Annotated in this window: 18 protein-coding genes and 6 pseudogenes; 14 read left to right on the top strand and 10 right to left on the bottom strand. The window is 59.2% G+C overall.

Annotation, left to right across the window (positions count from 1 at the left end):
- Positions 1-286 precede the first annotated feature (286 nt).
- Positions 287-621 (top strand): annotated as a pseudogene (locus BLT73_RS14910) (transposase); the annotation flags it as partial.
- Positions 622-1,006: 385 nt separating this feature from the next.
- Here the strand turns inward: BLT73_RS14910 and BLT73_RS14915 are convergent.
- The 3 genes from BLT73_RS14915 to BLT73_RS17845 all read right to left on the bottom strand — a co-directional run bounded on the left by BLT73_RS14915 (position 1,007) and on the right by BLT73_RS17845 (position 3,282).
- Positions 1,007-1,567 carry a type 1 glutamine amidotransferase domain-containing protein gene (locus BLT73_RS14915; RefSeq protein ID WP_090525110.1) on the bottom strand — a complete coding sequence of 187 codons (561 nt, stop codon included), beginning with the start codon at positions 1,565-1,567 and terminating at the stop codon, positions 1,007-1,009.
- A 303-nt stretch (positions 1,568-1,870) separates the two neighbouring features.
- A protein-coding gene (locus BLT73_RS14920; protein ID WP_425438828.1) for an IS3 family transposase occupies positions 1,871-2,997 on the bottom strand; the annotation gives its coding sequence in 2 pieces (ribosomal slippage) (positions 1,871-2,727 and positions 2,727-2,997; 1,128 coding nt in all).
- A 126-nt stretch (positions 2,998-3,123) separates the two neighbouring features.
- Positions 3,124-3,282: a helix-turn-helix domain-containing protein gene (locus tag BLT73_RS17845; RefSeq protein WP_090525114.1), complete on the bottom strand. Its 159-nt coding sequence runs from the start codon at positions 3,280-3,282 to the stop codon at positions 3,124-3,126.
- Positions 3,283-3,443: 161 nt separating this feature from the next.
- Between BLT73_RS17845 and BLT73_RS17665 the strand changes: the two are divergent.
- From BLT73_RS17665 to BLT73_RS14935, 3 genes and pseudogenes are all read left to right on the top strand, one after another.
- Positions 3,444-3,804 (top strand): annotated as a pseudogene (locus BLT73_RS17665) (recombinase family protein); the annotation flags it as partial.
- A gap of 111 nt (positions 3,805-3,915) precedes the next feature.
- Positions 3,916-4,023, top strand: a complete 108-nt coding sequence (locus tag BLT73_RS17670; protein WP_245727364.1) for a helix-turn-helix domain-containing protein — start codon at positions 3,916-3,918, stop codon at positions 4,021-4,023.
- Positions 4,023-4,331: a hypothetical protein gene (locus tag BLT73_RS14935; protein WP_090525115.1), complete on the top strand. Its 309-nt coding sequence runs from the start codon at positions 4,023-4,025 to the stop codon at positions 4,329-4,331. Before BLT73_RS17670 ends, BLT73_RS14935 begins: the two co-directional genes overlap by 1 nt.
- Before the next feature lie 178 nt (positions 4,332-4,509).
- On the opposite strand, the pseudogene BLT73_RS17380 reads toward BLT73_RS14935, so the two are convergent.
- A pseudogene (locus BLT73_RS17380) lies at positions 4,510-4,629 on the bottom strand (IS481 family transposase); the annotation flags it as partial.
- 86 nt (positions 4,630-4,715) lie between these two features.
- On the opposite strand from BLT73_RS17380, the pseudogene BLT73_RS14945 reads away from it, so the two are divergent.
- Positions 4,716-5,161, top strand: a pseudogene (locus BLT73_RS14945) (transposase); the annotation flags it as partial.
- On the opposite strand, the pseudogene BLT73_RS17675 reads toward BLT73_RS14945, so the two are convergent.
- The 3 genes and pseudogenes from BLT73_RS17675 to BLT73_RS17680 all read right to left on the bottom strand — a co-directional run.
- Positions 5,162-5,329 (bottom strand): annotated as a pseudogene (locus tag BLT73_RS17675) (helix-turn-helix domain-containing protein); the annotation flags it as partial.
- Positions 5,330-5,601: 272 nt separating this feature from the next.
- Positions 5,602-6,324, bottom strand: a complete 723-nt coding sequence (locus BLT73_RS14955; protein WP_090525117.1) for an extracellular catalytic domain type 1 short-chain-length polyhydroxyalkanoate depolymerase — start codon at positions 6,322-6,324, stop codon at positions 5,602-5,604.
- Positions 6,325-6,350: 26 nt separating this feature from the next.
- Positions 6,351-6,557: pseudogene (locus BLT73_RS17680) on the bottom strand (helix-turn-helix domain-containing protein); the annotation flags it as partial.
- On the opposite strand from BLT73_RS17680, the gene BLT73_RS17850 reads away from it, so the two are divergent.
- From BLT73_RS17850 to BLT73_RS14980, 6 genes are all read left to right on the top strand, one after another.
- Positions 6,481-6,810 carry an SDR family oxidoreductase gene (locus BLT73_RS17850; protein WP_271118242.1) on the top strand — a complete coding sequence of 110 codons (330 nt, stop codon included), beginning with the start codon at positions 6,481-6,483 and terminating at the stop codon, positions 6,808-6,810. The pseudogene BLT73_RS17680 and the gene BLT73_RS17850 overlap by 77 nt on opposite strands.
- 19 nt (positions 6,811-6,829) lie before the next feature.
- A complete protein-coding gene (locus tag BLT73_RS17505; protein WP_218132556.1) occupies positions 6,830-7,105 on the top strand; it encodes a catalase family protein in 276 nt (91 codons plus the stop codon).
- A gap of 234 nt (positions 7,106-7,339) precedes the next feature.
- Positions 7,340-7,801, top strand: a complete 462-nt coding sequence (locus BLT73_RS14965; protein ID WP_425438831.1) for a (2Fe-2S)-binding protein — start codon at positions 7,340-7,342, stop codon at positions 7,799-7,801.
- Positions 7,798-8,811 (top strand): FAD binding domain-containing protein, encoded by a 1,014-nt coding sequence (locus BLT73_RS14970; RefSeq protein ID WP_090525121.1) that lies wholly within the window; start codon positions 7,798-7,800, stop codon positions 8,809-8,811. Before BLT73_RS14965 ends, BLT73_RS14970 begins: the two co-directional genes overlap by 4 nt.
- A gap of 12 nt (positions 8,812-8,823) precedes the next feature.
- Positions 8,824-11,070, top strand: a complete 2,247-nt coding sequence (locus BLT73_RS14975; RefSeq protein WP_090525123.1) for a xanthine dehydrogenase family protein molybdopterin-binding subunit — start codon at positions 8,824-8,826, stop codon at positions 11,068-11,070.
- Positions 11,071-11,220: 150 nt separating this feature from the next.
- The gene (locus BLT73_RS14980) at positions 11,221-11,517 is read left to right on the top strand and encodes a putative quinol monooxygenase (protein ID WP_245727356.1); all 297 of its coding nucleotides are present in this window, start codon (positions 11,221-11,223) and stop codon (positions 11,515-11,517) included.
- A gap of 203 nt (positions 11,518-11,720) precedes the next feature.
- Here the strand turns inward: BLT73_RS14980 and repC are convergent, their stop codons facing one another.
- From repC to BLT73_RS14995, 3 genes are all read right to left on the bottom strand, one after another.
- On the bottom strand, positions 11,721-12,947 hold the full coding sequence (gene repC / locus BLT73_RS14985; protein ID WP_090525125.1) for a replication initiation protein RepC: 1,227 nt from the start codon (positions 12,945-12,947) through the stop codon (positions 11,721-11,723).
- A 299-nt stretch (positions 12,948-13,246) separates the two neighbouring features.
- The gene (locus BLT73_RS14990; RefSeq protein ID WP_245727357.1) at positions 13,247-13,945 is read right to left on the bottom strand and encodes a hypothetical protein; all 699 of its coding nucleotides are present in this window, start codon (positions 13,943-13,945) and stop codon (positions 13,247-13,249) included.
- Between the two features lie 375 nt (positions 13,946-14,320).
- Positions 14,321-14,941, bottom strand: coding sequence for a helix-turn-helix transcriptional regulator (locus BLT73_RS14995; protein WP_090525128.1), 621 nt, complete (start codon positions 14,939-14,941; stop codon positions 14,321-14,323).
- 168 nt (positions 14,942-15,109) lie between these two features.
- Here BLT73_RS14995 and BLT73_RS17385 point away from each other — a divergent pair, with 168 nt between their 5' ends.
- The 3 genes from BLT73_RS17385 (at position 15,110) to BLT73_RS17685 (ending at position 16,686) form a co-directional block, all read left to right on the top strand.
- Positions 15,110-15,271, top strand: a complete 162-nt coding sequence (locus BLT73_RS17385) for a hypothetical protein (protein ID WP_176805127.1) — start codon at positions 15,110-15,112, stop codon at positions 15,269-15,271.
- A gap of 11 nt (positions 15,272-15,282) precedes the next feature.
- Positions 15,283-15,951, top strand: coding sequence for an acyl-homoserine-lactone synthase (locus BLT73_RS15000; protein ID WP_090525130.1), 669 nt, complete (start codon positions 15,283-15,285; stop codon positions 15,949-15,951).
- 408 nt (positions 15,952-16,359) lie between these two features.
- Positions 16,360-16,686 carry a hypothetical protein gene (locus BLT73_RS17685; protein ID WP_143025691.1) on the top strand — a complete coding sequence of 109 codons (327 nt, stop codon included), beginning with the start codon at positions 16,360-16,362 and terminating at the stop codon, positions 16,684-16,686.
- Positions 16,687-16,749 lie beyond the last annotated feature (63 nt).

Below are 16,749 nucleotides of genomic sequence, written 5' to 3' on the forward strand. Positions count from 1 at the left end.
CCGCAACAGAGGCCGGATACATGTCAGCACCCGGTGACGCGCCAGCAGCAGCTCCGAAATTACCTCTTGCGCAAGGGGCGGTTATACATGTTGCACAATTCGGCTGATGGCCAAGGCTCCCCTTTCCCCGGACGGACTTATCCCGCGGCTTCCGTGACGGGTGTGCCGAGCGCGGTGTAGCCGTTCAGGAGGGCGATGCGGACCTGGAGTTCGGCAACCTGACTGGACGTGCATCGGTTCTGTTCCGGTCTTCTGAGAGCGATGCTCTCACCAAAGGAGACAGGATATGGCAGCGACACACAGCGCGGAATTCAAACGGGATGCGGTTCGCATTGCACTCATCAGCGGCCTGACACGGCGTCAGGTTGCGTCTGATCTAGGGGTTGGGCTTTCGATGCTCGGCAAGTGGATCCGGGCGATTTCCGATGAGGCGAAGACGCCAGAACCTGACGGCGATCTTCTCCGCGAGAATGAACGGCTTCGGAAAGAAAACCGTATACTGCGCGAGGAGAGGGAGGTGCTAAAAAAGGCGGCTCAGTTCTTCGCGGCTCAAAAGCCGTGAAGTTTCAGTTCATTGCCAACTATCTGGGCAGCCTTTCGCGCAGCCATTTCTGTCGCATGACCAGCGCCGCATCCGTCGCGTCTGTTCCCGTCATCGCTGCCACAAGATTTTCTGGCATGTTGTCATGGCCATAGCACCCGCCCGCATGTTCGGAATGACCGAAGCCCCGGCGACACGGGGCGATCACGCGAAAACCGCGCCTCAGTCGGCGCGGTTGTCTGCTGTTTCTACATTTCATGTCCGAGTGGCCGACCCTGCATCACCACACCGTCCGTGCCGCCGCCTTCGACGTGAATGCGCAGCTCCGTTCCGTCTGCTACGGTGACGTGCGACATCGGACATTTTCCGGCCTGCAGGGTCGCTCAGGCGTTAGTTAGGTCATCTCACCATGGAAAACCGCGGTAGTACGCCCGTGGTCGTGCGAACGGACTGTAATGCCGGATATCAGGCGGAACTGCGCTCGTGGCGGCCCTCTTTCACTTCCTCGATGATCTTGGCGCAAAAGGCATCGAGATCGCCGGGATTGCGCGACGTGATGAGCGCCTGATCGGTGACGACCTCACTGTCTTCCCAGATGCCGCCGGCGTTTTTCACATCGGTCTGGATCGACGCGTAGGAGGTTACATTGCGACCCTCGATCACACCCGCCTCGACCAGCAGCCAAGGCGCATGGCAAATCGCGGCCAGCGTCTTACCGCTGTTGAAAAAGTCGCGCACGAAGCCAACGGCCTTCTCATTGGTGCGCAGGATGTCGGGGTTAATCTGTCCGCCGGGCAGCACAAGCGCGTCGAAATCCTCAACCCGCGCATCATCGAGGGCAAGATCGACGTCGATGCTTTCGCCCCAGTCGTCTTCGTCCCATCCCCTGATGGAGCCGCTTTCGGGGGAAATTACGGTGATCGTCGCGCCCGCCTCTTCCAGCTGCCGTTTCGGTTCGAACAGTTCTGACTGCTCGAACCCATTGGTGGACAGAATTGCAATTTTTGCGTCTTTGATGTCGACCATGTCGAATTTCTCCGTTCGGTTTCGATACGTGATTCCGACATCCACACCGCACGGGGCGTCGGTGTCGCAGTATCGGAATGATCGTTCCAAATATAGAACCGTGTCGATATTGCTCTGGTTCCGAACGGGCGGAAAAATCAGTCGAGCAGGGCTTCGCCGGTCTTCAGCACCGTACCGGCTTCTGCCTTGTCCCTGCCTGATTTGCGCATAAGCGTTGCGCCATAGGCCAGCGACACCAGCGTGAAGTGGTCCTATCATTTCGGACAGGTTTGCAGCGTTTCTAAGGTGTATCGGGTTTAGGTTTCATGCTGCTTTTTGCTCTTCCAAGCCGGTCCAATATGCGTCGTCTGGCGTCCGCCGATCAAGCCCGGAATGGGGCCGCTTGGTGTTGTAGAAGGCCATCCAGTCCTTAACGACGCGCCGCGCCTGGAAGCCGTCGGTGATTTCCTCAAGGTAGATGGCCTCTTGTTTCAGGCTTCGCCAGAGGCGCTCGATGAAGATGTTGTCGAGGTAACGGCCGCGCCCATCCATCGAGATGCGCACGCCTGCCTCGGTCAACGTCGCGATCCAGGCTGATCCCGTGAACTGCGACCCTTGATCCGTGTTCATGATCTCCGGTGGGCCGTGTTTCGCGATGGCCTCGTTCAGAGCCTCGACACAGAAGTCGGCATGCATCGTGTTCGACAGCCGCCAGCTGAGCACCTTGCGCGTGGCCCAATCCATGATGGCAAGCAGATACAGGAAGCCGTTCGTGACAGGCACGAAGGTAATATCCGCACACCAGACCTGGTTGGGTCGGTCGATCTGCATTTTCCTCAGCAGATACGGATAAACCGGGTGCTGCGGATGCCGCTGGCTGGTTCTGGGGCGCTTGTAGATTGCCTCCAGCCCCATCTTCGCCATCAGTCGGCGCACGCGATGGCGGCCCACGACGGTGCCTTCCCGGCGCAGATAGGCCGCGATCTGGCGTGACCCGAAGAACGGATACTTCGTGAACACGCGGTCAATCTCTTTCATCATCGCCAGCGTCTCGGCATCAACACCGACCGGCGTGTAGTAGAACGCCGACCGGCTCAGGTTCACCAGCTTGCATTGCCGGCTGATGCTCAGTTCGGGATGGTCGCGCTGGACCATCGACCGTTTCTTTGCCGGGCTCACCTCTTGAGCCCTTCCGACAAAAAATCGTTCTCCACCGCCAGCCTCCCGATCTTGGCGTGAAGCTCCTTGACTTCGGCTTCGGTCGGGCCGCTTTGCTTGCCGCCCGAGAATACGTCCGCCATGCCCTCGATGGCCTGCCGCTTCCACGTGCTGACCTGGTTAGGGGGCAGCTGATGCTTCGCCGCGATCTCCTGCACGGTCTTGTCCCCACGCAGCGCTTCCAACGCCACCTTGGCTTTAAACTGGTCTGTAAAGTTCCGGCGCTTCGCCATTCTCGTATCCCTTCAAAGGTTTGGGATACACCTTAGCCGGCTGTCCGGATTCCTGGGACCACTTCAGCGCACGCGCCTTGGCGCGGATCGCGGGATTCGCATGTTCGCCACAATTTTATTTGTAAATCAACATTTTAGCCCGTCTAGACCTTCCAGCCTGTAGCGCGACAGCCAGCGTTGCGCCGTCGGGATCGGCAAATCGGCCGCGCGGGTGGCAGCGACCAGAGAAACTCCCTCTTCCAGATGAGACTGCAGAGCGGCGAACCGACGCATCGCTTCACCCATTCTGTTTCTCCAACCTGTCCGTAAGGGGATCGTTGAAGGGACGGCCAGCTTGCCCCTGAACCGGCCAGTTGAAGGCCAGCAAATGCTGGCAGGCCAAAATCTCAGATGAATGGTCCGATAATTTTTGCAATGAGGGGGCGGCTACTGTTACAGATCAGGACATGACACAGATTTTGATCGGCTACGCCCGCTGTTCCACCGACAAACAAGACCTTGCTGCGCAGAAGGGCATCCTTGTCAGCTTCGGAGTTGCCTCCGATCGCATCTACACCGACCACGGCTATACCGGCACGAACCGCGCCCGCCCTGGTCTGGATCAGGCGCTTGCAGCTTTGCGGGAAGGTGACACGCTTGGTGCCGAAGCTGGACCGGCTGGCGCGTTCCGTTCCCGACGCCCGCGACATTGCCGACAAGCTGGCCGCGCGCGGGATCAAGCTTCAGCTTTGCAGCGCCATCTATGACCCGACCGTCCCGATGGGCAAGCTGTTTTTCAACATCCTGGCAACCTTTGCCGAGTTCCAGGCCGACCTGATCCGAATGCGGACGCGCGAGGGCATGGCTGTGGCCCGAACCAAGGGCAAGCTGCGCGGTAAAAAGCCGAAGCTGTCAGAGCGCCAGCAGCAGCTGCGGCGCATGTATGACACCGGGGAGTATTCCATCAGTGATTTAGCAGAAGTGTTCTCGATTCCGCGGCCGACCGTGTATCGCACTTTAGGCCGTCAGGCGCCGACGGCGGCGTGATGTCAGATGATCCAAAGCCTCCACGTCCGCCCTCGCTGAAAAGCGAGACCCGCCAGACTAACTGGCGCCGCACGAACCTGCCGAAGTATCAGGCCCACCTTGCCGTTCAACGGGCGCTTATGTCCGGCGCCCTTGAAAAGCAGGGCTGCGAGGTCTGCGGCGCAGCCAAGGTCGATGCCCACCACGACCGATACGACGAACCCTTGAACGTGCGTTGGCTATGCCGCAGCCATCACGTCAAGCTGCACCATTACGGCGAGGATATGTTTCCCATTGGTCGACAGCAGGCGGGATTAGAGGGCGAGTGAGAACAGGATGACGGTACGGTCTGTTGATTGGGAGGCACTGCGCGATCAGTGTGCAGAGGTGCTGTGGCGTGAGGTTTCAGCGCCCCAACTTCCAAACTTCTGCCACCGTATCGGCCTTGCTCCTGAAAAAACGCAGGCAGAGCCAATGAACAGCAAGCGAGCCTATGTAAAATCGCTTCTAGGTGTTCAGTCCCGGCATCTGGTGGATCGGATCGACGATGAATCTGTCCGGCTCTGAAGTCCAGACTTTGCAGATGTATTCCTAGGGCGTGAGACCGCTGAGCGTCTTCAGCCTGCGATGTCCCCCGTCAGCGGCTATGGCACAGATTTGAGGTTGTGATTTGAGGAGGATTTGGGCTTCGTCGTAGTGACGAAGGAACGAAGATGAAGCCCAAATCCTCCAATTCAAAATCGCCGACCAAGCCCCCTGCAGAGCGGGTGGTCAAGGACATCCGGCGTCAGACCCGCCGCCACTTCTCGGCCGAAGACAAGATCCGCATCGTGCTTGAAGGTCTTCGCGGTGACGACAGTATCACCGAGTAGTGCCGCAAAGAGGGCATCGCGCAGAGTCTGTACTACAGCTGGTCCAAGGAGTTCATGGAGTGAGGCGTGAGCCGCCAGTGGTTCAAGGCCACGCTGAACGGCAAACGCCGCCTGGCCGGGGACACCGCCCGTGCGGCGACCTCCGGTGACGTGCAGGACTTGCGCCGCGAAGCCCGTGCGCTGAAGGAGTGCGTGGCGGACCTGACGCTGGAAAACCGCTTGCTTAAAAAAAGCATGATCGCGGATGGGGGCGACGACGAATGAGGTATCCCGCATCCGAGAAGCTTGGGCCCAGTCTTCAGATCCTCGACCGTCTCGCCCTTACGCCATTTCGCCACGGTCTTCGGATTGATCCCAAACTCCTGGCTCAGTTCCGCGATCGAAGCTTGCGATCGCTGTATTGCTGCTCGGATGGCGTGCGTGGTCGTGGCGCAGCCGTGAGGAACTTGTCCCATAGTGCTTCCTTCCATTCCGACGAATGGATCGCACCATCAAACCGTGGGATCAAACACCTAGGCGTTTGCTACGCGCGTGTCACGATAAAAGACTAGTGACGGCCAGGGTCGATCAGGGCTCATTCCAGACCGAAGATACGGTGTAGCATCATATGATATAATACCTTAGTCAACGTCGGGTTGATGTTGTGGGGGGCGTGGCGGAACGAAGAATCAGTCATGCAAACACCAAACCATCGAGTATCATCACGACCTTGGCCGTGTTTTCAGCGCTAGCGAGAACTGATCTCACTACGTGCAACATCAATTTCGACCACTTGCGTAAAGAATCGCAGCATCTCGCCCGTGGCGTCGGGCCCAAGCGGATCGGTATAGGAGCCTGCGGGATCGCCGCCGAACCACGCATGGCCGGCCTGCTCGACGCGCCAAAGTTCCGAGCCATCGCTAGCGATTAGGCGCGACCAGGTGCGGCCATTGCCTTCGTGCCGGGTCTCGATGCCTGCTCCGCTGACCAGCCGGTCGCCATTTATAGGGGCGACGGTCGTATCCGCCAAGCCGTGGAAGACAATCATCGGCCTCCGCTGCGACCGGGGTCCGTCTCGGCCCTCGCCCCGCATGGCCGCGAAGGCCGAGACGATATCGTTGGCCGCGCCAGCGGGAAGGCCGGAATGCACGCCCGCCGCGGCAAAGAGATCCGGATAGGCTTCGGCCAAGATCGCGGCCATCGCGCCGCCAGCGGATAGGCCGGCGACAAAGGCCCGATCGCTCGGCAGATCGAACTCGGCCAGCAAGGCGCGCGCAATTCCGGCCAGAATTTCCGGCTCGCCCTGGCCGCGGGCCTGATCTTCCGGGCGGAACCAGTACCAGCAAGATTGCATGTTATGGGCGCGCGACTGCTCAGCATAGGCGACGATATAGCCGTCTTTCTCGGCGGCCTCGTTCATTCGCGTGCCGTGCGCGAAATCGTCGGGCGTCTGCGTGCAGCCATGCAGCATCAGCACGAAACCACGAAACCCTTCGGGTCGACAAGACGCGCGAGGTGACGACGCATCGTTGAGCACGGCATCCCATTCAGGCGCTCACAGATCGTCTTGTTCGAGGGGAAGACTACCATCTCGGCGTTCCCGCCAAGTGCATCGTCTGGAGAGAAGCTGAGGAGTCCCTGCAAAACGGTCAAATCACGTTCTGACACGCCAAAGGCCGCTTGCGCCTTGGAGAGCTCGCGCAAGGGGTTCTGCGAAGAAGCGGTAAGCCGGACCCTCGAGAGGTTCGGCAGGTTTGACGTGTTGATCTGCAACGCCGCCGAACAGCATGCGCGGGAAGAGGGCATAGAGATATCCGAAGAGCAGCGTTTCCGCACGTGCCGGACGAACATCGGCGGTCATTTCTACATGGTGCAGGCGGCATTGCGCATCTTGAGAAGGGTGCATCCATCATCTGCACGACCTCCGTCACCGCCTATCGCGGGCAGGACCTGCTGATCGACTATGCGTCGGTGCCGTGCCGGGATCTCCGACACAGGATGCGCTTAGAGAGTGGCAACTCGACCCGCACGAGGACGAGGACGGCTTTCGCCACGCCTCGACCAATTACTTCCGCGATCACGAGGCGGTATTCGAGCTGAAGGTCCAGCTCTGGAGGAACGCAGAGACGCAGCCGATCGAGGACGCCTTGGTCGAGTGGCCGTCACAGGGCAAACAGCATCGCACCGTGGCCAAGATTCGCAGCCCCGCGCGGGAAGCCTACAGCTCGGCGCGCGCCAGCTATTTCCGATGAAGTGATGACCTTCCGCCCAGCCCACAGCCTGGCCGCCCATCGGCCGCTCGGGTCGGTGATGCGCGCACGGCTTCAGGTCTATCATGGCTGTCCCCTTTCGCCACCGCAAAAACCGTGTTACTGAAGAAAACACCGCTGACATCACAGCCATCCCGGTCTAAGCCGAAGCAAGAGGCACCGATCATGTCGATAGCCGTCAATTCCGCCACGTACGCCGCCATGCCGATCGGCAGGGTGCCAACCAAGCTGACGATCAACGGTGAGACACGCACCCGCGCGATCGAGCCTTGGACAACGTTGCTCGACCTGCTGCGGGAGGGCGAAGACCTGATCGGCACCAAGAAAGGCTGCGATCATGGCCAGTGCGGCGCGTGCACCGTGCTGGTCGACGGGCGCCGCATCAACTCGTGTCTCAAGCTGGCGGTGACGCTGGACGGGGCGGATATCACGACGATCGAAGGGCTCGGTCAGCCGGGCAAACTCCATCCGCTGCAATCCGCTTTTTGCGACCACGATGCGTTCCAGTGCGGCTATTGCACGCCCGGCCAGATTTGTTCGGCGCAGGGCCTCATCAATGAAGGCAAGGCTAGGACCCGCGAGGAGGTCCGCGAGCTGATGAGCGGAAACCTGTGCCGGTGCGGCGCCTATACGAACATCATCGATGCGGTTCTCGACGTGATCGGAGAGCAGGTGTGAACCGCTTCGACTATACCCGTCCGGCCAGCGTTGCCGAAGCAGTACAGGCAGGCACGGGAGAGCAGGTCCGCTACCTGGCGGGCGGCACGAACCTGATCGACCTGATGAAGGAAAACGTCGATCAGCCGACGACGGTAATCGACATCAATCGCCTGCCGCTGAACGCGATCGAGGAGCTGGACGGCGGAGGGCTGCGGTTAGGCGCGCTCGTGCCGAACTCTGACACGGCGTGGGACGCGCGGGTCGAGCAGCGCTATCCCTTGCTGTCTTCCGCGATCCTCGCCGGCGCCAGCCCTCAGTTGCGCAATGCCGCGACCAACGGCGGCAACCTCAACCAGCGCACGCGCTGCTATTACTTCTATGATGTCGCAACGCCGTGCAACAAGCGTAAGCCGGGCTCCGGCTGCGGTGCAATCGGCGGGGTCAATCGTATACACGCCATCCTGGGCGCGAGTGACCAATGCATCGCCACACATCCCTCGGATATGTGCGTCGCTCTGGCAGTGCTCGACGCGATTGTTCAGGTGACCGGGCCGGAAGGTGACCGCGCGATCCCGATCGCCGATTATCATCGGCTGCCCGGCGACGAGCCGTGGCGCGACAACACGCTGCGTCCGGGCGAGTTGGTGACGGGCATCGACCTACCCGCCGAGGACTTCACCAAGAACTACACCTATCTGAAGCTGCGTGATCGTCTGTCCTATGCCTTCGCGCTGGTGTCGATAGCCGTCGCGATGCGGATCGAAGGCAGCACGATCGCCGAAGCGCGGGTGGCGCTCGGCGGCGTCGCGCACAAGCCATGGCGCAGCACCGAAGCCGAGAAGCTGCTGAAAGGCCAGCAGCCGTCGCCGCAGACATTCAGCGCCTTCGCCGATGCCCTCCTCGCCGGAGCGGTCGGTCAGTGCAAGAACGACTTCAAAATCCCGCTCGCGCGCAAGGGGATCGTCCGTGCGCTGAAGCAGGCCGCCGAGGCCACCCCGCAATCGCAGACCGACAAGCGCATCGCTTAAGGAGCAGACATCATGGCTACCGCAGCGAAGATCGGAATCGGCAGCGCGATCAACCGCGTCGATGGCGTCGAGAAGGTCACCGGCTCGGCGCGCTACGCCGGCGAGCATCCGGTGGAGAACCTGCTGTACGGCTACATCGTCGAGGCCGCGATCGCCAAAGGCCGCGTGCTTAGCGTCGATGAGGACGCGGCTCGCGCTGTTCCTGGCGTTGTCGAGGTCATCACACATCTCAACCGGCCGCACGTCGCCTGGACAGACCACAGCTACCAGGACGAGATGAAGATTCCTGGCTCGCCGTTCCGGCCACTCTACGATGACCGCATCCAGTTCAGCCAGCAACCGATCGCGCTGGTGTTGGCCGAGACATTCGAGGCAGCGCGCTACGCCGCCAGCCTGATTGAGATCGCCTACGAGACGGAGGCGCATAACACCGACTTCGACGTCGCACTCGACGAGAAGTATGTGCCGAAGAAAAAGCGCAGCGGCTACGTGCCACCCAAGGACCGTGGGGACGCGGCGCAGGCGTTCGCGGACGCCCCGCTCAAGGTGGCCGGCGACTACCGGCTCGCGCCGGAACACCACAATCCCATGGAAATGTTCGGCTCCACCGTCGAATGGCACGGCGACGGCAGCATCACCGTGTGGGATAAGACCCAAGGTTCGCAGGGGGTGCATGCCTACCTTGCCAGCGTCTTCGGCTTTTCGAAAAAGAAGTTACGCGTGCTCAACCCCTATGTCGGCGGCGCCTTCGGCTCCGGACTCCGACCGCAGCATCAGGTGTTTCTCGCGGTGCTCGCCGCAAAGATGCTTGAACGCTCCGTACGGGTGACGATGACACGCCAGCAGATGTTCAGCCACGCCTACCGCCCGCAGGCGGTTCAAAGTATCGCCTTGGGCGCGGATAGGACCGGCAAGCTCACCGCGATCCGGAACGCGGCGACCACCTCCACCTCGCGTTACGAGGACAATATGGAGAATGTCGTCACATGGGGGTTGATGAATTACGACTGTCCGAACGCCGACGCTGAATACACCGTCGCTCAGATCGACACACCGACATCAGCAGACATGCGCGCGCCGGGGGCGGCAACCGGCATGACGCTGTTCGAGATAGCAATCGACGAGATGGCCTATGCCGCCAAGGTCGACCCGCTCGAGTTTCGGCTCATCAATTACTCACCCATCGATGCAATGAACGGCACGCCCTATACCAGCAAGGCGCTGCGGGAGGCGTTCCGCGAGGGGGCCGAGGCATTCAAATGGAGTGAGCGGTCGGCCGAACCGCGATCGATGCGCGAAGGCAGCGAGCTTATCGGCTGGGGCTGCGCGACCGGCATGTGGGACGCACAATTCTCCAAGACGTCCGCCAGCGCCAAACTCACCGCCAACGGCCACCTAGAAGTAGCATGCGCGACTTCAGACATCGGCACCGGCAGCTACACTGTGATGACCTTGGTCGCCGCCGACACGCTGGGCCTGCCCCCTGAGCAGATAACTGCCAAGCTGGGCGACTCCGACCTCCCGACTGCCCCGGTCGAGGGCGGGTCATGGGGGGCGGCATCGTCTGGGGCGGCGGTCCAACTCGCGTGCCAAGCGGTCGGCAAGAAGCTCTTGAAGGCGGCCGGGAAGATCGCCGGCGAACCGCTGGGCGGAGCGAAAATAGAAGATGTGCTGTTTGAGGACGGCTGCATCGTGTTGAAGGACACGCCGACGGTCCGCGTGCCATTCGGCGATGCGATGCGTGCCGCCGATCTGACGGAGATCGAAGAGGAAGCAACCGCTGCTCCCGGGTTCGGCGACATGTGGAAAGGCCTCCACAAGTCAAAGAACACCCATAGCGCAATCTTCGCGGAAGTGAGGGTGGATGAGGAGTTGGGCGTTGTACGCGTCACCCGCATCGTCGACGCCGTCGCTGCTGGCCGCATCATCAACCCGAAGACTGCGCGCAGCCAGATCCTCGGCGGCGTGGTCATGGGCATTGGTATGGCGCTTCACGAGGAGACGTTCTCCGATCACCGGCTGGGTCGTTGGATGAATCACAATTTCGGCGAATACCATGTACCCGTGCACGCCGACATCCATGATATTCAAGTCATCTTCGTCGATGAACCCGATCCTGAGGTGACTCCGCTCGGAGTGAAAGGCTTGGGCGAGATTGGCATTGTCGGCACCGCTGCGGCGATCGCCAACGCAATTTATCATGCGACTGGCAAGCGGGTCCGGTCCCTGCCGATCACGATCGACAAGATTCTGGAATGATGCACTGTTTCACGCGGGCAGCTAGCTGCCTTCGCTACACTATTGCGTCTTCCATCGCGGCGTTATCGAGCGCGTGACCGCTGGGAACGTTTCCACGGTCTCGTTCGTTATCGTGCAAACTAATACTTGGTTATTTATCTTGAGGAGTTGATGATGCCCAAACTTGCGCTGTACGTGCCACTGAAGGCCAAGGCCGGAAAAGAGAGCGATGTCGCGGATTTCTTGACCTCGGCGCTACCGCTCGTTCAAGCCGAGCCCGGTACCCTGACCTGGTATGCGATCCAGGAAGGCCCCGCTGCGTACGCGATCTTTGATACGTTCGACACAGAGGAAGATCGGCAGGCGCATCTTGACGGCAAGGTTGCCGCCGCACTGATGGACAAGGCGGATGAGCTGTTTTCCGAACCGCCAGAGATTCATAAGTTCACCCTACTGGCAGCTAAATAGCGGAGTGCTCGGCACCATTCCGTCGGGCTTGGCTGAACGGCAGACCGGGACTTCATACGTGTCACATCCCGCGTGATTATACGGCCGCTTCGTGAACAGTGTCCGACAAACGTGGTGAAGCAGTACAGGCGGGGACGCCGATGGCTGCGAAGGTGAGGGCGGGCGCTTAGGCGTCCGCTCGTCTGTTTTGAGGCCGGCGGCTATCATGCGGTCGTCATGTCCCGACGTCTTTCGGACAGACCAATGAGACTGCCAACGAGGTTCAGATTATCGGAACTTCGGGCCCGCACCATGGCGCGCATATAGCCCCCTGGGCTGGCGATGCGAATCGCCGGATCCGAGCATTTGGCGTCAATGATCAGAACACAGACCATCGCCTCGTCCTCGGACATGAGTTCCATCGCCTCGATCCAGGCGGAGTGATTTATGCCTCGATCCCTCATGACATGGTGAGCCGCAACAACAAAATCGTGGAATGTAAGCTGTTCTCGGTCACTACGGGCGTCGAGATACATCTGGAAACCATCACCAGCCAGTTCGTAAAGACGCTGCGGTCCAAGCCGGGCGAGAAAATCGCTCTTGCAAGCGACGGCGCCACCCACATCATTTTTTTCTCTGCATTGCGGCGCGTCGTCAGACGCGTCGCTATCAAGACTGTCTTGCGCGGGCAAGCCCGCGTCCATTCTCATGTGTGTAACACTACAGGACAAAGATTTTTCTTGCGTTGTATCTTGTATATAAGGCCGCTCATAATTGAGCGGTCGAACGCTTGAATTTTCAATATTTTCTACGATTCTGACCGCTTCTCTGCTGGAGTTATCCGCAGCCTCGACATGCGCCGCCAGCTCAGAAATATCCATCCGGTGCAGCTGCCCGGCGTCGGGCCATTCGTCAATTACTTGGGCGTAATGACTGGCTGAGGGGTGGCCAACGGCTGCCATGGCCGCAATCGCCCCGTTCAGATGCCGCTTGTGGATCGAGCGAAGCCCTCGCAGTGAGGCGTGCTGATGGCGCAATGCTTCAAGATCGTCCAGACGGCTTTGAAACTCGGCAGCGCGGCGGATCGTCGGCCCGAAAAAGATACCGCATCCGTGCCGACCGGAACGACTGCCATTGGCGGCGACGCGCTTTCCGACAAGCCCGGCGGCGACGAGCCCGGCTTCGTGGCGCCGTAGGGTCGCAGTTGAAATGCCCGCCACCCGCGCCAACTCGACCTGGGCAGCGTAACAGCACGGATCGCCGCCTGCGGTCGTCCAGTCTCGCGGCCTGGTCAAAGAAGCCATGATGCGAAAGATGTGGGTCGCACCGTGGGTCAGGCCAAGCATGGGGGCCACACGCTCGACCAGTGAAATCAGGTGGTCCCGGCAAAGGCGTGGACCTGCGCATTCGGGGGATTGATGCCGCTCTATGGCGACAGAGGTGGTGATCATTGTCTGCTCCGTTCTTTTTTGAAGACGGGGCGTCCGGGCAAGACCTTATTGTTCGCGCAAGCGCGTTTTTTCGTTGATCTCGATGTTCGGCGAGGCTAGAACAGACCTAAGATGTCAGGTGCTGAGGTTTGGTAGACCTTGGTTCTAAGCCCCCCGCCGGATTGCCCCGCGCGGGGGTTTTGCTTTTTATGCTGCTGGTTCTGCTGCGCCTCGCTTCTGTTTTTGTTGTTCTGTCGGGAATACACCGTGTTACGATTCCCCGCAAATTTTAGTGTTGCGGCCTAGGCGGCCATTAACACTTAGTAGCTGACGAACTCGGCACGTTCATTGCCCTGATAGTCCAGATATCGGATCGCAACCCCGCGAAGGCGGTTTGGCGTCCAGGAAGTGGGGGCACCAGTAAAGCCGCCAATACCAGTTGAGCCATAGACGTTGGTATAGCCGACCGTTTCGTAACGACGACAGGTGCCGTCGCTGCTGGTGCTGACGCATTTCTCAACCGGCTCGCGCCTGCCGCCGACCGCGCCCGCGAGCCAGGCCGGGCCATGCCCGAAGCTGGCGCGTGACCAATAGAAATCGCCTTCTGAATCATATGCGCCAGACTCGGCAATATCCTGTACGTTGTAGGATCCGTCCTGGTTGCGCGTGCGGCTGTAGTATTTGATGTGATAAAGTTCGATGCCGTAACGGTATTGGCGCACTTCCGGGGTCAGGCCATCGGGGCCGAAGGAAGCCAAGCCGGCGATGGCCGCGCCGCCCGAGCCGCCGCCCATGGGGCAGTTCCACAGCTGCAGGGGTGGTTCAATCGGAAACGGCGTGATCCTGCGGATCATCTCAACCTTGGCGGCAGCACACTCCGCTGACGCGGGAAAGCCGCCTGCAAGGCATAGCAGAATGGCGCAATCAATCGGATAGGCGTCGGCGGGTTCTGCTGTCACAACGAGAGTTGTCGCGGCAACAGATAGGCAGAGTGCTGATATTGAGCCTTGAATGTTCATGTGGTGACCTGCACACAATTGCAATTTCATACGTATATTGCAATTTTGTACCACATCAGGTTCAGGCTGAACAGTGGCGGCTTAGCTCTGCCGCTGGCAGCGGCTGGCAGAGAAGCGGCGTCGCCCGGCGGATCGCGTCATCCCAAAAAATGGAAGCATCGCCATTGTTCCAGACGTAGAGCCAACCAGAACGCTCGCCGTCGTTGACCCGCTGTGTCGGCACGGCCGACAGTCGAGGAGCTTCTATTGCACGTCGTGTCATCAGTTTCTCTCTGACCAATTGATATAGGTTATCGCCAATCCGCACTGCCTATTGATCGGCGAACCAGTAACCGGTCAAGTATGATACCCGATTAGCTTACCCATTCGGGTATGCTAATCGAAATAGTGTCGTGCCATGGCTATAGCGACGGCATTGGTCGCGCTTGCAGCGCCGAGCTTCGTTTTTGACCTTTCAAGACGAACCTTCACGGTTGCTGGCGAAATGCCGAGCGCTCGGGCCGCCTCCTTGTAGCTCATTCCGTCCCGCTGTGCCTTGAGAACGTCCAACTCACCGGGCGTCAGTGTGGCAAAGTTATAGAGTATATCCAGCCAGGACGAAAACTTGACGTTTAGCGTGGCGAGTTCCGCGTCTGTCAACTCGCGGTCGTTTCGGGCAACAGTAAGGAATGAGCGCCTGCCGTTGACCTTCTTGGCGAGGACCGCTCCATAGGTAAGGCCATAAGCTCTTGCGGCCTCAAACAGCCCGCCGATGTCATCGATTGGAACCTCTGACCAGCGAAGGGCGCCTTCACGCGACGAAGCCCAGGCTACAATTGGGTCACGGAAGATATAATTATGCTCGACGTAAATCTTGTTCCAACTTTCTGGAAATCGGTTCAGCAAATGCTCTGCATTGATGAAGTCGACGTTGAGTCCGAGGATCCAACCCGTTGACCCGACACTGTAGAGGTAGTCCTGTACTTCCCGGAAATTGGGTATCAGTTGTTCAAGCATGATACGACATTACCCATTTGGCTTACCCGAATGGCTATACCAAATGGGTAAGCTGGTCGAAGTGTCAATGACAATGAGATACGCGCCGTCTATCAAGAGGTGAGCTTTGGATGGTGCAGCATGATACGGAACACGAAAGTTGTTGGTGTAGCAGAGTTTACACGGGATATGGCGCAGACGCTGACCGACTATTTCGACACCTACGCGGTTGAAGGTATCGTGAGCATTGAACTTGGAGATGATGGGACGCTGTGGCTTCCCAACAGGCGGCTGGGCGGCCGACAGTTCTTGGGCATGGCAAAGTTACCTGCTGAGGCAAAGATTTTTTGAACGTGACCAGCATGCATAGAGACCTTCAGACAGCCGTCCTGCGGCTGCCACAAACAGTTCGTGATTGGGACCTGGTGGCGAAGTTCCTTGCTTTCCGGAAAGAAATTTTCGTTGACCACAAAGGCTGGCCGATCTTTCACACCGACGAGCTTGAGTTCGACAACTATGATGGTGGCTTTGATCCAGTCTATATCGTCGCCCACCGTGGCCGTGATGTTGTTGGTGGACTGCGGCTGAAACGGACCGACGGGCGCTTTGGCTCGGGGTCGGTGACGTATTCATACATGATCCGGGATGCGTGGCTTGGATTATTGCCGGGGCTGCCCCAAAACCTTTGCGCGGTCGAGCCGCCAGTAAGCACGAGCGTTTGGGAGATGACGCGCTTTGTTGCGGCCCGCGAACCCGAGGTTGTCGAAGCCCTGCTCTTGGCTGCTAACGACTTTCTGTTTACAGAATCTGCAGACGAATGCCTGTTTCTAGGCTCCCGAGCCTTTCCACGCTTAGCACGCATGCTTGGTTGGGACGTGCAGCTCATGGGGGAAGTCGTCGGTAATGACGACGGCAAGTTTGTAGCGTTTCGGTGCCCGGTTATGGATCCTGCAACGGCTCTGACGAAATGTCGGGGGCTGGATCGCCTGCTTGGGCGCGGAACGTCCGGTATGCTTCCCATCCTATCGTAGCCTCGGTGAAAGCTGTGCTCTGTGCGGCCGAAAGACAGGTTGAATAGTCGGTGACCTCTGAGAAGTAGCGCTGAAAATCGGCTTCGATCTCAGCTTTATACTTTAGTGTGAGCTCTTCGTTGTTGGGAACTAGGGGCTGGACAGGCTCGGTACATTGGTAGGCGTAGGTCCCGGCCGTGGCGACGGGAGAGAACAGCATTGTAAGGATGAAGGCACTCAGCCAGGCAGACGTTTGATCTATAAGAGACATTTTTTTCCTAGCACTTGCTGGTCAACTTGATGATAACTGCTGCACTGAATAAAACGTGCGTCAGTACAATATTGAAACTTGCGCACATTCTTACAATATCGTATCAATCTTGCAGCCTTGTGGCTGCGGGTTGATGCCGGCTAATGGGATCACTCGCTATGGCAATCATCCGAAACGAAGTTCCGAATGTGCTCAGCGAAGACGATATTCCAAACCGGCTTGCCGAAGGGTGGCGCATCGTCGTCATCAGTCTACAAGACGCGGAAAAGCGCCAATCCTACTGGTATGGTCAGTGGGGCATCAAAGCCGTCTCAGGAGACGGTAAATACGAACAAACCCTGGTCACCGCCCGCAAGGGCATGGAGGCCAGGGTTTTTAAGTCGATCAACGGATTGGTCTCATTCCTTGATCAGTTCGGGATCACGATCCACTCCATTCCTACCAAAGAGTCGCAGATCGCCTGGCAGACGCTGGAATCGCAGTAGTAAACGGTGGTTCCGCGCAGCAATTCACCGGTGGACTAGCCGGCTACTCTCAGCAGCACTTTC

The organism is Paracoccus isoporae, from assembly GCF_900101865.1.
GTDB classification, from domain to species: domain Bacteria; phylum Pseudomonadota; class Alphaproteobacteria; order Rhodobacterales; family Rhodobacteraceae; genus Paracoccus; species Paracoccus isoporae.

What these genes read in the sequence shown, in the direction of transcription:
- BLT73_RS14915 (WP_090525110.1), bottom strand. Translation starts at nt 1,567, where the DNA reads ATGGTCGACATCAAAGACGCAAAAATTGCAATTCTGTCCACCAATGGG.
- BLT73_RS17845 (WP_090525114.1), bottom strand. Translation starts at nt 3,282, where the DNA reads ATGGGTGAAGCGATGCGTCGGTTCGCCGCTCTGCAGTCTCATCTGGAA.
- BLT73_RS17670 (WP_245727364.1), top strand. Translation starts at nt 3,916, where the DNA reads ATGTATGACACCGGGGAGTATTCCATCAGTGATTTAGCAGAAGTGTTC.
- BLT73_RS14935 (WP_090525115.1), top strand. Translation starts at nt 4,023, where the DNA reads ATGTCAGATGATCCAAAGCCTCCACGTCCGCCCTCGCTGAAAAGCGAG.
- BLT73_RS14955 (WP_090525117.1), bottom strand. Translation starts at nt 6,324, where the DNA reads ATGCTGCATGGCTGCACGCAGACGCCCGACGATTTCGCGCACGGCACG.
- BLT73_RS14975 (WP_090525123.1), top strand. Translation starts at nt 8,824, where the DNA reads ATGGCTACCGCAGCGAAGATCGGAATCGGCAGCGCGATCAACCGCGTC.
- BLT73_RS14980 (WP_245727356.1), top strand. Translation starts at nt 11,221, where the DNA reads ATGATGCCCAAACTTGCGCTGTACGTGCCACTGAAGGCCAAGGCCGGA.
- repC (WP_090525125.1), bottom strand. Translation starts at nt 12,947, where the DNA reads ATGATCACCACCTCTGTCGCCATAGAGCGGCATCAATCCCCCGAATGC.
- BLT73_RS14990 (WP_245727357.1), bottom strand. Translation starts at nt 13,945, where the DNA reads ATGAACATTCAAGGCTCAATATCAGCACTCTGCCTATCTGTTGCCGCG.
- BLT73_RS14995 (WP_090525128.1), bottom strand. Translation starts at nt 14,941, where the DNA reads ATGCTTGAACAACTGATACCCAATTTCCGGGAAGTACAGGACTACCTC.
- BLT73_RS17385 (WP_176805127.1), top strand. Translation starts at nt 15,110, where the DNA reads ATGGCGCAGACGCTGACCGACTATTTCGACACCTACGCGGTTGAAGGT.
- BLT73_RS15000 (WP_090525130.1), top strand. Translation starts at nt 15,283, where the DNA reads ATGCATAGAGACCTTCAGACAGCCGTCCTGCGGCTGCCACAAACAGTT.
- BLT73_RS17685 (WP_143025691.1), top strand. Translation starts at nt 16,360, where the DNA reads ATGGCAATCATCCGAAACGAAGTTCCGAATGTGCTCAGCGAAGACGAT.